The sequence below is a fragment of the Ruegeria sp. C10 genome (genome assembly GCF_056537805.1).
The window spans coordinates 71,392-87,272 of record NZ_JBQFSC010000008.1 but is presented as its reverse complement, the minus strand read 5'-3'; the positions used below and the strand labels follow the sequence as shown (position 1 = coordinate 87,272).

Here is a 15,881-nt window from a genome sequence, read left to right as displayed (position 1 = left end):
CCGCCCTCCCAGATCTGAGTGCTCCCATCGTAGTTCAGTGCATTGGTGAGCGTCGTTTCATCCGCTGCAGCAGAAAAATCAATCTGCGACAAACTCTTGGGCATGAAATCAAGCGCGAAGAAGGCCATGCGGAAGCCTTCCAAGGCTGCCAGACGCGAAGACGAAGGATTTTGAGATGCAGGCATATAGGTGATCCAATGACTAGGTCAGAGTGAGTGGCACGATTCCTAGTTGCGTAAAGGCGTCACAATTAAAGAAGTGAGAACTGTGGGTTCTGAACTCATTACAATCCTATTGGCAACATGGTTTTTGTTTACAACCAGTTGGTCATTTTCGGGCCTTGTTTGTGTTTTTTTTGCGAAAGGCCCCGGAGGCGGCGCCCAACTTTGTGAGTGGTATTGAGATTCTCCCTAGCACGTCGGATTCAGACATTCTTTACTGACCAAGCGTTCTGGGCTTCGGTCGGCAGCATTCTGCTGATCAGCGGATATCTGCAGGCATTTAACAGCCGCCTAGGACGGGAGTCGGGGCTCGTTCGCCAAGTGGGTTTAGGCTCGGGTCCACCAAGGCGTGATGCCGGGCACGGAGCAGTGACTGGAAAGGCCATTGCGCCGGAAACTTGACGCCCGGTGAATTTACGGTCCAATTGAATCAAACCTGAAAGATCCCATGAAGTCTTACCCCGAAACGGAGTGAACTTGATCCCGGTCACGTATCAGAAATCTAAATGGATCACTCCTGCGGAACTGATCAAAAGGTAGCGGCCAGACCCAAAAGCCCTTCTGTGGACTTTGCTCCTCAGCCTACTTTAGGTCACAGGACAAGATTAACAAGCTGCACTCTCTACGTTACAAATACAAACGAAAATCAAAGGCTTAAAAAGTGACTTTAAAATTTAGGTGCTCTTTCGACCGTTTTCTTCTTGTCATAAATTGCTCACTCATTCTTTTGATCTCTCTGATCGCTGTATTCTCATTTTTCGTCGGGATATTTTATGACACAGACCACTTTGCTGACACGTTTTTCATACTTGGAGCGGCCTGGCGTATTTTAGAAGGGCTTCGGCCCGTTATTGACTTTGGCCACTTTTACGGCGGCTTCATATCCGAAACACTTAGCTGGACAATGTATGTGTTCGGGACTCATGCTTCAGTGTTTTACCTACATAGTATTTTCTTAGGTTGCGCACTCATCGCATGTGCATTTCTGTTTTCGAGAACTCATATGTCGCCACTTGGTTTCTCTGGCGTGGCATTAGTCATTCTCACTCTATTGCTGACACGATATCCACTGGAGTTTAATGACCAGGTTATCCGGGTAATCTCAACGCATTCCTTTTTTTATAATCGTTTTGCGCAAGCTGCGATGTTTGTTGTGACGTTGTTTGTATTCTTCAAAAACGATCGTAAACGCCGTGAGGTGTTTGGGGGCGGTGTTTCTGGCATGTTGGTGGGCGCTGTCTGCTTGACGAAATCCACGTTTGTGCTCGTTCTGCCCGGTCTTTTCATTGCGCTGTTGATCATGCGGCGTTGGTTTGCAGCAGGCGGTGCGCTAATTGGATTGGGGCTGTTTGTACTTGTGTTTGACCCCAACCTTCAGCGCTTCTTTGGCTCATTGGATTATGCCCTCGCTCATGTGGGCGAGAGCAACGGCATTATGGGGCTCATAAGGAAAAGTGTACAAATCCCACTTTACCAACCGGTTGCCCTTTGCGCGACTTTGTTTGCCGTTGCCCTTTGTGTCAAAGACGCAACAATACGAGTGCCAGTCGCATCAGCTATTATTCTTGCAGGGACAGTCGTCGGCATGACCGCAACCATGGGCGGCAATGGATCTCTCGGCCAGTTGGCCCTGCCTACTTTCATCGCTTTGTGCATTGGATGCGCGGAACTCGCCCGGAAACACTCTGCCGAACACGAACCCGTTATTCGATATATCTCGGTCATCCTCATCCTGGCTTTTGCCACGCCACATGTGGCGAATATGCTTGGCGCTGCGGCGGAGGGATATTCGCGAAAATCGGAACGCCTGATCGAACATGGACCCTATGCGCGGTATTTGAGTGTACCGGAGCAGCAAGGGGAATCGAGCGGTCCTACCCAATATGAAATGCTTGCGGACGGCATCACCGCTTTGCGCGCATTAGGTGAGCCATCTCAATGGGGTGTCGTTGCAGATTCTGGCATTACTTTTGAACACGCACTTCTGGCCAAGCCCGTTGCCGGTTACCCGCTGTGGCAACGGGCTAGCGCGCCGGAGCTCGGCCCAGATCGCGCGTTGAGCGACGATATCGACATTATTCTTCTTGCACGTGGCGAAGCATTCGGAGCCACCTCAATCCTCAGATCAAAAATGACAGATAAATTCACTGTGTGCACCATTTCTAATTATTGGGAGGTATATGCACACCAAAGGCTTGCGCTTACCAATTGCGCAAAAGGCTCTAATTAACTGGTACAAATTTTGCACGATCATAGAGCAGGAAGCGCATGAAGCCGTACTCATCCTGTGTATAGCGAGGACGGTAAGTTCTCTCCATCAAGTTAAACTGCGTCACGTTTGCGGTAACCGGATCAAAACTTGAAACATCCAGGAAAGCCTCGACACTGAGGCCCGTCTCTTTAGCGTATTGCGCTTTAAGAGAAGCGAAATTCTTTTGCCTCTGCTCCAAATCAGGATCATCAAATTGCAGTCCTAAATGGGCAGTTATATCTTTGGCAGGGGAACCGGAATAGATATGGTTTTCTTCCAGATCTTTGACAGCAACACTACCGGTCATCAGCATTGAGCGTTTAGCAGCTTTAATGGGCCCCGTAATTGAATGTCCGACGAGCCAAACATCATCTTCCAATATAAGCGAACCAGATGAATTCCATCGACAACCTGCTAGCATATCGCCAAATTTCATATGGCTCCAAAGTTGCGAGTGCGCCCCAGCCCCCACGTTGTTCCCAATTCGCGTGAGACCACCCAAAGAGTCGATGATACAATAATGACCGAACCAGCAATTGTGGCCTATACTGGTTTCGATACCATGGATGATACCTCCATGGTGGATAGTTGTGTAATCCCCAATAGTTAGGTGCTCGACATCGATGTATAAATCACGGCCCAGGAAACAGCCAAATCCAATTGAGATGGTTTTGCAGCTCGGGCCGAAAGTGACATTCTCCCCAATTCGTGTCTGCTTACCAATATCGATCTGTGTCTCTGCGTTTTTCTGTGTATAGAGCATGATCTTTTTTGTTTCCCGCACCTGTAAGTTAACTGGCGTGGCAGCCTTGGAAATAGTTTTAGAACTTTGCTTTGCCAAACCCAAAGAGCCTTAAACAACTATAAATCACTGCAGCCGTTAGGCCAATGTTGAGAAACTGAGCAACCTCGGGCCTTAGAAACTGTGTCAATACAAAGATAAATCCAAGCGTAGCGACAAAGCCAACACCATAGGCCAGAAGAAAACGGACCAAATCAGATCGGTGGCCTGCGGTACTTTCAAAGGACCAGCGTCGATTGGCCAAATAGCTTATGCCCAAACCAAATACGTAGCATATTGCAGCGGCCCAAACGGGCGGAACTGCGCCCCAGATCAAGACAACGAAAACACAATATACCACCAGATTTGAGCCTATTCCCACAAGACCGTATCGGTAAAGGCTCCTTGGGATCACAGTGTCACACATCCCGCGCACGAGACAGTGCAGTCTCTTCAAGATCCGTGGTCTCCTGGATCAAGATGCGAGGGCGCCCTTGCACCTCTCGGAAAACACGACCCAGATAAAACCCATGTATTCCCAGAGTGGCCAAGATCAGCCCTGATAAGAACCAGATTGACAAGATGGTACTGGTCCAACCCTGGACTGTGAAGCTTCCCGCCAGCCACATCATAAGCAAGACAAAGGAAATCAACGCAGACATTCCGCTTAGGGCACCGCCCAACAGCACACTCAGTTTCAGAGGGCGGTCAGAGAACCGGATCACAATCGCAACAGCTAGGCGCAAAAGCCGGAGAAAATTATAAGAACTGGAACCCTCATGGCGGGTACCCCGGTCGACTTGATGTTTTGTCGTTGGGTACCCTGTGAGGCTCACCATAATGGGCAAGAAAATCTCTTGCTCGGTAAACAGCAATAATGTGTTGACCATACGGCGGCTGTAGATACCGAAGTTGCCGATATTGTCGATCTTGACCCCGGCGAGCCACTTTACGAGCGCATAGAAAGAGTTTGATGCCATCCGCCGGAGCTTTGAGTCCGACCATGTGCCCCGATCCACAATAACGGCTTCCACATCATCTTGCTGCACAAGACGATAAAGCTCTGGGATAACACTGGGATCATCCTGCAAATCGCAGTCAATCACAACGATGAAATCACCGCGCGCAGCTTCCAGCCCCGCCCAGATCGCGAGGTGTTGTCCATGATTGCGCGCCAACCTGATACCTCGGATACGTGGATCTTTTGCAGACAGCTCTTCTATCACCGGCCAAGGTTGATCTGGGCCGCGATCATCAACGAGCACAAGTTCCCAATCAAGACATTCATCTTGGAAAGCCATCTCTACGCGCTTGGCAAGCTCTGTCAGCGTACTACGGCATCCATATATTGGAGAGATGACACTGATCAACGTCGCCGGCGCATCATGGGCTGTTTGAATGCTATTCGTCATGTATTTTCGAGCGCCCTATTCGCGACCTCAATCACCGTCTCTACGTCGCTTCCAAGGTCAAAGAACATCGGCAAACGAACCAAAGTGTCCGAAATCATATTGGTAACACGTAAGTCACCTGATGTACGGCCAAATTTCTGTCCCCCTGGCGAGCTGTGCAGTGGCACGTAGTGAAAAGGCGTGATCACGCCATTCTGCCTCATAAAATTGATGAACTCAGTCCGCGTGTTCAGCGAGTCCATCAAAAGATAAAACATATGCCCGTTGCCTTCGCAATTTAGAGGCGTATCGGGCAATCTGATCTGTCTTTGCGCCACCTGCGCCTCAAATGCCTCGAAATAAGTGTCAAAGACCGATAATCGCCGCGTTCGGATGGCGTCCTGCGTTTCTATTTGCGCGAGCAAAAAGGCCGCTATTAATTCTCCCGGCAGATAGGAAGACCCAACATCCACCCAAGTATATTTGTCGACAGCACCGCGAAAGAACTGCGACCGGTTGGTCCCCTTTTCTCGGATAATCTCGGCACGCTCCACCCAGTCTGGACGATTGATAACCAACGCACCTCCTTCGCCACTGATGACGTTCTTGGTCTCATGAAAACTGAAGGTGGCAGCGTCACCGAAAGTCCCTGCTTGCTGACCATTATAGGTTGACCCAAGCGCTTGGGCAGCATCTTCAACCAAAAACAGATCATGAGCCTTTGCTAACATAACGAGACGCTCTATGTCCGCCGGAAACCCAGCATAATGCACTGCAAAGATAGCCCGCGTCTTCTCTGTGATTGCCGCTTCAACTGCATCGGGGGCCATGCAGAGGGTCGACACATCAATATCTACAAACACAGGCGTGGCACCGCGCAGGACAACCGCATTGGCTGTTGAGACAAAGGTGAAAGAGGGCATTATGACCTCATCTCCTGGCGCCAAATCACAAAGCATCGCCGCCATTTCAAGTGCAGCCGTACAAGAATGTGTTAGTAGTACACTTGGCGCACCCAACTGCGCCTTGAGCAAATTACAACAGCGCTCAGTGTATGTTCCGTCACCAGCCAATTGCCCCCGTCGCACGGCATCCCGGACATATTTTATTTCATTTCCAACAAGACTCGGTTTGTTGAATGGGACATCTATTTCGTTCATCTTTATCTTCTAAAAATTGTTTTCAGATAGTAACTTTATTACAATACTACGCAAAGTGAATGTCTTTTGCATTGGCCTCTGTTTACCGTTGATAGCTCGTCCATCCAAACCTTGTTTTTCGTAGCTCATGGCTAGGCACTAAATTCCGACAACATTGTATTGATGTGGAAATTTCGACGAAGCCATTCTCGGCATTGCTTAGGGCTGCCTTCATGTTGTCGACGAACACACTTCAGATACAAGGATCTCGTTTGGAGCTAGATTCTTTTTTCGCATGCGAAAGCGAACGTTCTATCAGACTGTAAATAAGGGAAATTGTATGCTGAGCTGTGGAAACATAAGCACTTCGAGACCCTTTGGGCTGAAACGTCTCAAATGCTCCTCTAGTGTTGGTGCGCGCCACGCATTTTCTGAAAATGTGTTAGGCACGCCGTTTAGCGAGCCACTTACGCAGATCTTCCACCAGTCCAGCGTCCAGCCCCTGCCCTTGCAACACGATCCGCCCTCGTTTGGCTTCCAGGTAAACCCCTTTGGCAACTTCTTCACCGCGCGTTTTAGTTTGCGCAGAGCGCACGCCCTGCCCGTTTGACACTTTCGCCAGCGCGCGTTCCAGCGCGCGGCGTTCGGATATCGAGTCCACGGCCGGTGTCTTGCGCAAACTGTCAGTGAGGCGTTTTCCGAACCCTGGCGTTGTTTCGATGGTTTTGACCAGGGCGAGTCCGAGTTTCTCGGGGATGGCCGCCGGGAAGCGCAGATGTGTGCCCAGAGCGTTGTGCAGACGCATGAACGCAAGGATTTTGGACCGCTTAGACGCGCTGGCATGGGCAAAGAGTCCTTGGACGGCAGCTTCCCCTGAAGCATAGACGCCGATGCGTGCGGCCTCCGAGGCCACACGGGCGCGTTCGTAGAACGACAGGTTGGCGCGGATCTCGTTTTCTTCGACCATCGCGACATAAGCGGCATCGGCGCTCTCTGGAGCCCGGATCAGCGCCAGCACAGAGCCCTGCTTTAGAGCTTTTAGCGCTTCCAGCCGGCGCAGACCCGAGATCAGGCCATATCCGCCATCCGGCAGCGCCACGACTTCAATGGGTGTTTGCTGCCCACGCGCCGCCAGGCTAGCCTGAAGGGCCGCCATTTCATCAGGGTCCAACACGATCCGGTCGCGCAGCAGATGATCCACCTTGATGTCATCCACTGGCAGAGACTGGATCAAGCGCCCCTCTTCGCGGGCAGCGCGCATCGCCTCAGCAACCTCTTCAAAAGCACCCTGCCCTGCGGCCTCGCGCGTCACATGGGCGATCGGCGCACGTCCGGGTGCGCCAAGGGCCGCTCCATGGGTCCTGATCTCCTGTGCCGGAGACACATTCTCAGGGTTGGCCGGTTCCAATCGTCTGCGTTTGGCCATGCTCTGTCTCCCTGTCTGGTTACTCAGCCGCCGATGTCGCCTGCGCCAGTTCATCACGGCGCCATGCTCCGATGAGAAGTTGCTTGAATGCGGCATAGGTCTCATCGAAGGTTGCCCGTCCGCGGGCATAGGTGTCGCGGTTAAAGTCGCGGTAATCAGCCTCATAGATACCATGCACCTGCTCGCCCGTCTGACCAATCAGAGCAGTGTAATCTTGCCGGAAGGGAGACAGGCGCCGCCCGAGATAGGCCTGCATGAGCCCTGCCATCTCGGCCTGTTGCGAGGCATCGTAACGGGTGATCACAGTCTGCACCGCATCCCACTCAAATCTTAGCTCGGCACGCCCAAGCGCCCGTGCGGCCATGTTTTCACCTTCTTCAATGGACTCAAAAGCAGAGTGCATCATGTCAAAAAACCGCCCCGTGCTGTCAAACTCCACGAAGGAGGCGCCGGTGGGCACGATCAGGATATCCGCTGCCGCCAGGCCGTTAATTGTCAGATAGCCAAGGGCGGGGGGCGTATCGAGCACGATGAGATCATACTGATCCAGCACGCCATCGGCTTCCAGCGCCTCGGTGAGAGCATCCCAAAGCTTCCAGCTGCGAGCGGCAAGACGCCAGACGGGGATTTGGAATTCGGACCAGTAGAGGTTCAACTGCGCACCGATCAGATCAATGTTGGGCCAATGGGTGGGGCGGATGAGATCCACCGAGCTGATGTCCAGTGCTTCTGTCAGTGTTTCATCAAGTGGCAGGGGAGCTTCGCCTCGGTCCAGCCGCCGCTGGTTTTCGCTGCGCAAATGCATCGCATAATGCCGCGCGATCAGTGGGAAGACCGTCTGCCATTCGTCTTCAACTTGTCCGTTAAGAATTGACGTCATCGACCCCTGGCTGTCGAGATCAATCACCAGCACCTTGTAGCCGTCGAGCGCGGCAGACATTGCGAGATGCGCTGCCGTTGAAGTCTTGCCAACCCCGCCTTTGAAATTGGCCACGGCCGCAATCTTGGCGGGCAGGCCCTCCGGACGATAAGGCAGATATTCTTTGGCCTTAGATCCTTCCGCACCAAAATGCGCCCGCAACCGCAAGACCTCATCAAAGGTAAACCACTTCGCGCCACCCTCTGTCTCAGAGCGCCCCTGTGGCAAGTCAGGATGAGTGCGCAACACACGACGGAAATGAGCGGGAGCTACGGGGATCAGATATTTGGTGATTTCCCACGTGGAGAACAGGCGCAAGTTCTTGGCCCCTGTTGCATCCAGCCCTCGGCTTGCAAGATCTGTGCGCCCCTTTAGACAGGCTTCCGCAATCTCTCTGAAGTCTTGAGTACACACAGAATTTTGCAATGATGACAAAGCTGCATCGGGAGAGATGTTGAAATAGGGCGGGAGGTCTGCTCTGCTCATAAGCCTCTCCATGTATCACGTTTTTTCCAGAATATCAAAAATCATGGTACATGCAAGAAAACATATGCCCCTTCCGACTCTTTCTAAGTAATTTCAGAGATTTGCCTTAATGTGAAAAGGTTTGGTGATTTGCTGGTTTGGTCCCTTAAGCTTGTTAATTTTTAGTTATTATATAGTTACAGAATATCCATGTCTTCGGTAACATATTGATATTGAATATATTTTAGATACCTCTTTGTCTTCAAGTGACTCTGAAGCCACGATAGAGTGATTCTGATCCCACGTTTGAGCGACTCTGAAGCCACGATCTGAACAGTGGTCCTGTGGACAGAATCGAACCCCTCCCCTAGGGTCGGGTGTTAATGAAACACCGAAAGCCGGGCAGCCTGATCGGGACAAGCGCGGTGGGATCGAGCAGAGCCATGACATATTTTCTACCGACCGCATTGCGGATCGGAGCCTTCTGATGAATGCAGGTATTGCGACCGGCGGCGGGGCGGGACCTGAGGACTTTTTCGTTTGCGATTTCTTTGCAGCGGTGCCCAAACATGATCTCGCTTCGATGGAGCATCCGCTCTTTTCCCTCTCGACGCGTCCAGATCGGCGCATACTCGAATACCGGCACAATGATGTGGAGGTTGTGGTCACGCCATCCGTCAAAGGGCGCGCTACGATCTTTGATGCAGATATCCTGATCTTTTGTATCTCGCAGTTGGTGGCCGCGCTCAATGCAGGCAAACCGACGGCGCGTACACTCACGCTGACCGCTCATGACCTGCTGCTGGCGACGGGGCGGGAAACCTCCGGGGATGGCTACCGACGGCTGCGCGATGCCTTTGAGCGCTTGGCAGGCACACGCATCACCACCAATATCGCCACGGGTCCCAAGGATGATCCGCTCGAAGTCACCACTGGGTTCGGTCTGATCGAACGCTGGGAAATTGTGCGGCGTACCCGCGGCGGCCGTATGGTCAGCGTGGCGGTCACACTGTCTGACTGGCTCTATCGTGCCGTACTGGCGAAGTCGGTTTTGACCTTGAATAGAGAGTATTTCCGACTGCGCCGCCCGTTGGAGCGCCGTCTTTACGAGCTGGCACGCAAGCATTGCGGACGTCAGCCGGAATGGCGGGTTTCGATAGAGGTGCTCTGCAAGAAGTCGGGCTCGGCCTCTCCGCGCAGAGTGTTCCGTGCCATGGTGCGCGAGATCATTCGTGATGGCCGGTTGCCGGATTACACGCTCACCGAGGAGCCGGGGGATATGATCTGCGTGCGCCCGATGGCCGTGATTGAGGAGTCCGCAGGAGCAGGGGCTGCGCTTGCCCCGGAGACTTTCGAGACCGCCCGTCGCTTGATACCTGGCTGGGATGTCTATGCGCTGGAGGCCGACTGGCGCGCCATGTGGCACGCCTCCGGCCAACCCCGCCTCAAAAGCGCGGACGCTGCCTTTCTTGGGTGGGTAAAGAAACGCGCTGCCGAGATGTGATTTTCCGGTCAGGTGTCTCGGAATTCCCCTATTTTTCGGAACCGCTTGCGCTAGTGTTTCGCATGCGAAAAGGGTTGTGTTTTAGAGATGTGGAATAAAGGGCAACAGGACTGAGCTTGGAAGGGCGTTATGCTGGAATGTGCGTTTGAAAGCTGGTCGCCGACGATTGGAGACCCGAGTCTCATGGGCTGGCTCACAGTGGTTGCCTATGTTGTCGCGGCGGTTGTAAGCTTGCGTACTGCGTTAGTTGGGGATTTTCCTGCGGCTCTGGCGGGCCGGGAAAGAGCGTTCTGGGTGTTATTGGCCGTGCTTTTGTCTCTGCTCGCGCTCAATAAGCAATTAGACCTGCAATCTTTTCTAACCGCTTCCGCACGCTGTCTTGCGATCGAGCAGGGTTGGTATGAGAACCGTCGTCCGGTGCAGTTGGCCTTCATTGGAGCTGTTGGGATCTGCTGCCTGATCATTGGTTGGGCGGCGGCGCTGTTGTTGGGAAGAAGTCTGAGACGAACATGGCTCGCGCTTTTGGGGCTATGTGTTGTATTGGCCTTTATCTTAATCCGCGCGGCTGGTTTTCACCATGTCGATACGCTGATCGGTATGGAGATTTATTCCATCCGGGCAAACTGGGTTCTGGAACTGTCCGGTCTTGTATTGATCCTGATCGCAGGTCTTCTGCATCCTCGGTGGAATTCTGATCGAGTCCGATAAGGCAAGATTACTGGACATTATCAAGAGAAATGGGGCAGGGCGAAAAAGCAGCCATAATGAGTAACAAAGCGCCGCAATCAAAAATACGGTAGAACTTTATTACTTCAAATTTAAGGCTTCGATGCTTAACCAATCCTGTGAACTTATCTTTCACTAGCCGCAGAAACCTTGATGACATCGCCGGATTCTCCGCTGAAACTTTAATATCCCAACAAATCCGCCGCTGGGTTTTCAACGATGTCAACGTCATCGTAGTATTTCTGTGCCTGCGCGAGAGAGCGGTGCAGCGACAGGCGCATGGCAGCCTGGATCGGGGCGCCGTCGAGCGCGGCCTGGGTCAGAAAGCCCGAGCGTAGCCCGTGGGGTGAGGCGAAGTCGTCCGGTAGCCCGGCCAGTTTCAGCCGGTGCTTGACGATCTGCGCAATCGCATCCGGGGTCAGGCGGCGCTTCAGCACCCGGTCCGCTTTCGAGATCGGGCGGAACAGGGGGCCATCCTCGATCTGTCCAACCTCGACCCAATACACCAGCGCCTGTGCGGCGCGGCCCTTCAGCACCAACCGGGGCGTCTCGCCCTTGCTCGTGGTCTTGGTTTCCAGCAGGGAGACCCAGACCACGCCTGATTTCTCAAACTCTTTCAGCGACACATCTTCGCGCCGCAGCCCGGTGATCTCAGACCGGCGCCGGCCGCCCGAGGCCCAACCCAGCATCAGGATCGCCCGGTCGCGACAGTCGCGGCGGGAGCCGCGGCAGGTGGCCAGCATCTGCTCCAGCACATCGCGGGTGATCGGATGGGCGGATTTCGGGGCTGGGGCGCGCGCAGCGGCACGACGCGCTTTGGCGCGGGCCTGCTTGACCTGCGGCGCATCGAACGGTGAGGCAAGGTTCTTCATCCGGTGAAAGGCCAGCCAGGAGGCGATGCGCCGGTCCAGTGTCGACGGGGCAGGGCAGGCCAGCGATCTGCGCAGTCCTTGCGCAATCAGTCCTTCCGCCGCCTGCCGGGCGATGTCGCCTTTGGGCGCATCGCCAAGATCGCGGGCATGATCGAGAATGAAAGCCAGGGCTGTGGCCTCACTCTCAGGCCAATCCAGCGCCGTGCTGAAGCGCGCTGACTTCCAGGCGGTGACATAGAGCAGGTCGCGCTCATAAGCCCGCAGCGTATTGGCAGGCGTACCGCGGACATAGAGGTCCGTCAGCGCCTCTTGATCGGCTTGAGACAGGGCAGGGGAGGCGGCCGGGAGATATGGGGCAGGGGGCTTCATGTGGTCCATTCTGCGCGGTTTTCGCGGCAAGATCAATTACTCCTGATAAGGGATACTTATCGGATATGATTGATGAATTATAGTACATACCTAATAATAAGCATAAGGTTAGAATAATGCGCGCTAAGCTGACATTTATCCTATTTTTATCAGATTAGCACGGGGGTAGTATTGGTTGATGAGCAGCAAAAATTTCAAAAGTCTTTTATCGTTACCAAACCACGTCAAAGAAAGACAAATTTCATGCGATTTGGAAGAAACCGTGGAATTCCCAGCAAAAGAAGGCCAAAATGAAACGGTAAAAGGTCACTGAGTATTCGGCAGATCGCCGAGAAGAGCTCAAGGCAAAATGGAAGAGTCTGAATATGAAATCTATTGTCGTGCTGCTCGCTTCAATCGTGATCGGGGCTATGGCATTACCAGCCATGGCGCAGGGTTATCGCATTCAATCAGGTGATACGCTGCTTATTGAAGTGCTGGAAGATGAAAGTCTGAACCGTGAAGTCCTAGTACCTCCGGATGGTCGGATCAACATACCGCTAGCGGGTACGCTGCGTGCTTCAGGTCGAAGCGTTGAACAGGTTAGCAATGAACTGGCGCAGCTACTGGCTCCTAACTTCGCCTCTCAGCCGAATGTTTTTGTGTCGCTCGGTTCACTCAATGAGCCGCGAGAGCCATTTCGCAGAACAATTGATGTTTTTGTGATAGGCGAAGCCGGATCACCAGGGCGACATACACCGGAAAGTGGTACAACACTTCTGCAATTCTTCGGCGAGATGGGTGGATTTTCTAGATTTGCCGCTACAAAACGGATAATGCTGCGCCGTACAGACAAATCAGGTAAAGAAACCGTGTACCAGTTTAACTATGATGCGATGCTGGATGGCACAGGAACAGGGGCGTCGACAAAGCTAGCCGATGGAGATGTGATCGTAATTCCAGAACGGCGCTTGTTCGAATAACCCCGAAAAGGGGCGGGGCAGTGAAACAAAGGCTATTTGTACAGACGGCGTTGTGTGGCGCTGTGTGTTTTGTCGTAAACTCAGATAATCGTGCCAGAGCTCAAGGTGTAGACCTAGATCCCGGTGGCCCCCAAATGACGCTAGGCCTCGCTCAACGTATAGAATCCGGAGAAAACTTGACACTTGATGTCCCCGAAGAGGGCCATGGAACGATTTCTTCGACAATCTTGTCATTCGGGCTGTCCAGCGAAACCCCAATCCAAAGCCTGAGTTTGGATGCCGTCACCGCCCTGCGTTGGTCTGATTTGCCAAATAGAGGTAATGAATTCGATATTGGCGATTCAATTTTCAATTTTGATTACATTCGTGATGGGGCCAACGCTGGCTTAGATTTTGGTGCCGATTTCTCAAGCTACGATATCGGATTTTCGCGATCGCTGCGAACTTTCCTCGATGACGATGGTGTACTACGCATACCGTCCGATTTCCCTGACCTGACCGGCGACGGAACGCGCAATGAATACAACCTGGCCTTCCAAATGGACTTTGGTCGCCGGGACTTGATTGGATACTATTTCCGCGTAGATGCCCAGGAACTCAGATATACTGATCAAACAAGCCCAACGCTTTCTGATAACAGTACCATCAGTGCAGGAGCGGGAGTCAGCTTTGCCTTATCTCCAATAACCACAGCTACCGTAGATGTCAGCGCGGAGCGATTTGAAGAAGATGATCCGGATCAACGGCATCGGACTACCAAAGACATAACGCTTGGACTACTCCACGAACTCACGTCAAGAACTCGCGTCAATTTTGCCTTTGGGTATACCGACATTGATGATCGGCGCGACATAGAGGGTGATGCGCTTACCACTGGCCCGATTGGCAGTTTCGGTATCGAACATGATATGCCAAACGGTACGGCAACATTCGATTTGGAAACTGAGCTCGCTACAGCCGGGCGCCTCAATAGGTTGAGGGTTGGTCGTAGCAGAGAAGTCCTCGGCGGGGACTTTTTGGCGAGCCTTGGCGTTGCGCATACAAATGATGGAAAGACTGAGCCCATCGGGTCGTTAAGCTACGCTCAAGTTTTCGGAGAAAACGAAATCCGTGTCTTTTTTGACCGGGATGTTGTTATTACAGATGATGACGTGTTTCGCGATGAGTACATCTTAGACATCGTCTATATTCTGGGTCTTGGCCCCTCTTCCCGTCTCGGGTTTTCCGCAACCCAAGTCCTTACCGATGATACTATCGTTGACCCACGCGTTGAGCGGACAGATTTGAATGCTGTTTATAGTTATGAGCTTGAGTCCGAGTGGGTCTTAAATGCCGGCCTTAACTACCGTATACGAGACGAAGACGGCCTCGGCCGCGCGACAAGCCCTTTAGCATTTTTTTCAATTGGTAGAGAGTTCGCCTGGCGGCCCTAACACGTTGCTGATGCTCCTTGGGTCGGTTTGAAGAGTTTGATGTCGAGTTCTTCGGTCTTTCCTCCAAAGAAGTCACCATCATGGCTTCACAGCACCGCCAGTTTCTGGAGGCTGCATGGGAAGTGCCTGAAAACGCGGGACACCCACCTGAAAATTCCCCGGACCCATCGGGGTGTTCGCTAGGTGTGGGAAAGGTAGGGCAATTTGCTCATTGCTTCTCAGGTAACATCAAAACCCAAGGTAGTGATTAATGCTCAAAGCCCGACGGGTTTTTAGATTGCCAGTTCCATGCTGTTCTACATATATCAGTTAAGTCACGCTTAGCGGTCCAATCAAGTAACCTTTGTGCTTTGGACACTTCGGCAAAACTACGTGCTACATCACCTTGGCGCCTTTCCGCGATTTTGAATGGGATTTCTCTGCCTGATGCTTCCTCGAACGCTTTCACCATTTCCAATACAGTGATTCCTGTTCCGGTACCGACATTAATGGCTTCGCATCCATGGTTCTCGTGAGCGTATTTGACGGCGGCAAGATGGGCTGCCGCTAGATCATCAATATGGATATAATCACGCTCGCCCGTGCCATCCCGAGTTTCATAATTGTTGCCAAAAATGCTGAGCTCTTTGAGTCTGCCGACTGCCACCTGAGAGATGTAGGGCAGCAGATTATTTGGGATCGCGCGCGGATCCTCTCCGATATTGCCAGACTCATCCGCCCCAACCGGGTTAAAATACCGCAAGAGGACGGCACTCGCGTGCGGTCGTGAAGCAATCCAATCGCGGATAATCTCTTCGATAAAGTATTTTGTGCGACCGTACGGATTGGTGGGGTTTAGTGGGTGATCTTCGTCATACGGAAGATACTGCGCCTCGCCATAAACCGTGGCAGAAGATGAGAAGACGATATTCTGGCAGCCGTGCCGCTGCATGCAGTCCAGCAGGTTTATGCTGCCCGAAACATTCTGCGCGTAATAGGTCAGTGGTTTTTCGTTGGACTCACCAACCGCTTTTAATCCCGCAAAGTGAATGACCGCGTCGGGGCGAAATTTCTCAAAGACCTCATCAAGCACATCTGGGGCGCGATAATCGCCAACGTGAGTTGCAAAGCTCGAGTTGGTTAGTTTCTGGACCCGGCGCAACACTTCAGGCGAGCTGTTGGAGAAGTTATCCAGCGCCAGCACGTCAATGCCATCTTGCAGCAGTTTTAATAGCGTATGGCTTCCAATATATCCGGCACCGCCGGTCAACAGTACACGCATACCGCCTAATTCCTTGTCGCCTTGTTATCGTTGCACGGTCTTTCAGCCAAAGGAGACCCTATACCAACGCAATCGTGTTAGCCATCAAATGATTTGGAGCACGAGCGGATGGCCGGCATCGTGGGATCAGGGGCGACGCTGTTTCAATCTGCGCCGCATTC

15 protein-coding genes are annotated in these 15,881 nt (G+C 52.6%); 6 read left to right on the top strand and 9 right to left on the bottom strand.

Annotated elements, in window-relative coordinates:
- Positions 1-185: hypothetical protein (locus ACR0DE_RS21185; RefSeq protein ID WP_480459937.1), on the bottom strand; the 185-nt coding region annotated here is incomplete at its 3' end.
- Between the two features lie 697 nt (positions 186-882).
- On the opposite strand from ACR0DE_RS21185, the gene ACR0DE_RS21180 reads away from it, so the two are divergent.
- On the top strand, positions 883-2,451 hold the full coding sequence (locus tag ACR0DE_RS21180; RefSeq protein ID WP_480437956.1) for a hypothetical protein: 1,569 nt from the start codon (positions 883-885) through the stop codon (positions 2,449-2,451).
- Here ACR0DE_RS21180 and ACR0DE_RS21175 read toward each other — a convergent pair.
- The 6 genes from ACR0DE_RS21175 to ACR0DE_RS21150 form a co-directional block, all read right to left on the bottom strand.
- Positions 2,444-3,313 (bottom strand): acyltransferase, encoded by an 870-nt coding sequence (locus ACR0DE_RS21175; RefSeq protein WP_170399746.1) that lies wholly within the window; start codon positions 3,311-3,313, stop codon positions 2,444-2,446. The two genes, ACR0DE_RS21180 and ACR0DE_RS21175, sit on opposite strands and share 8 nt — an antisense overlap.
- On the bottom strand, positions 3,294-3,680 hold the full coding sequence (locus tag ACR0DE_RS21170; RefSeq protein ID WP_170598660.1) for a GtrA family protein: 387 nt from the start codon (positions 3,678-3,680) through the stop codon (positions 3,294-3,296). Before ACR0DE_RS21170 ends, ACR0DE_RS21175 begins: the two co-directional genes overlap by 20 nt.
- Positions 3,673-4,665 (bottom strand): glycosyltransferase family 2 protein, encoded by a 993-nt coding sequence (locus ACR0DE_RS21165; RefSeq protein ID WP_480755189.1) that lies wholly within the window; start codon positions 4,663-4,665, stop codon positions 3,673-3,675. The genes ACR0DE_RS21170 and ACR0DE_RS21165 overlap by 8 nt, the downstream gene beginning before the upstream one ends.
- Positions 4,662-5,804, bottom strand: coding sequence for a dTDP-4-amino-4,6-dideoxygalactose transaminase (gene rffA, locus ACR0DE_RS21160; RefSeq protein WP_170567826.1), 1,143 nt, complete (start codon positions 5,802-5,804; stop codon positions 4,662-4,664). The genes ACR0DE_RS21165 and rffA overlap by 4 nt, the downstream gene beginning before the upstream one ends.
- Positions 5,805-6,225: 421 nt before the next feature.
- Entirely contained in the window at positions 6,226-7,209 is a 984-nt protein-coding gene (locus tag ACR0DE_RS21155) for a ParB/RepB/Spo0J family partition protein (protein WP_480537314.1), read from the bottom strand.
- A gap of 19 nt (positions 7,210-7,228) precedes the next feature.
- Complete coding sequence (locus tag ACR0DE_RS21150; protein WP_480755187.1) at positions 7,229-8,614, bottom strand: AAA family ATPase; 1,386 nt, start codon at positions 8,612-8,614, stop codon at positions 7,229-7,231.
- A gap of 466 nt (positions 8,615-9,080) precedes the next feature.
- On the opposite strand from ACR0DE_RS21150, the gene ACR0DE_RS21145 reads away from it, so the two are divergent.
- On the top strand, positions 9,081-10,097 hold the full coding sequence (locus ACR0DE_RS21145; RefSeq protein WP_480755186.1) for a replication initiator protein A: 1,017 nt from the start codon (positions 9,081-9,083) through the stop codon (positions 10,095-10,097).
- A 183-nt stretch (positions 10,098-10,280) separates the two neighbouring features.
- Positions 10,281-10,805 (top strand): isopropylmalate isomerase, encoded by a 525-nt coding sequence (locus ACR0DE_RS21140; RefSeq protein WP_255612277.1) that lies wholly within the window; start codon positions 10,281-10,283, stop codon positions 10,803-10,805.
- 200 nt (positions 10,806-11,005) lie between these two features.
- Here the strand turns inward: ACR0DE_RS21140 and ACR0DE_RS21135 are convergent, their stop codons facing one another.
- Entirely contained in the window at positions 11,006-12,064 is a 1,059-nt protein-coding gene (locus tag ACR0DE_RS21135; RefSeq protein WP_480755184.1) for a tyrosine-type recombinase/integrase, read from the bottom strand.
- Positions 12,065-12,429: 365 nt separating this feature from the next.
- On the opposite strand from ACR0DE_RS21135, the gene ACR0DE_RS21130 reads away from it, so the two are divergent.
- From ACR0DE_RS21130 to ACR0DE_RS21120, 3 genes are all read left to right on the top strand, one after another.
- Positions 12,430-13,026, top strand: coding sequence for a polysaccharide biosynthesis/export family protein (locus ACR0DE_RS21130; RefSeq protein ID WP_170399770.1), 597 nt, complete (start codon positions 12,430-12,432; stop codon positions 13,024-13,026).
- A gap of 176 nt (positions 13,027-13,202) precedes the next feature.
- Complete coding sequence (locus ACR0DE_RS21125) at positions 13,203-14,459, top strand: hypothetical protein (protein WP_170399773.1); 1,257 nt, start codon at positions 13,203-13,205, stop codon at positions 14,457-14,459.
- Positions 14,460-14,539: 80 nt separating this feature from the next.
- Complete coding sequence (locus ACR0DE_RS21120) at positions 14,540-14,710, top strand: hypothetical protein (protein WP_480755191.1); 171 nt, start codon at positions 14,540-14,542, stop codon at positions 14,708-14,710.
- On the opposite strand, the gene galE is transcribed toward ACR0DE_RS21120, so the two are convergent.
- Positions 14,707-15,720, bottom strand: coding sequence for a UDP-glucose 4-epimerase GalE (gene galE, locus ACR0DE_RS21115; RefSeq protein WP_170598672.1), 1,014 nt, complete (start codon positions 15,718-15,720; stop codon positions 14,707-14,709). The genes ACR0DE_RS21120 and galE overlap by 4 nt on opposite strands.
- Positions 15,721-15,881 lie beyond the last annotated feature (161 nt).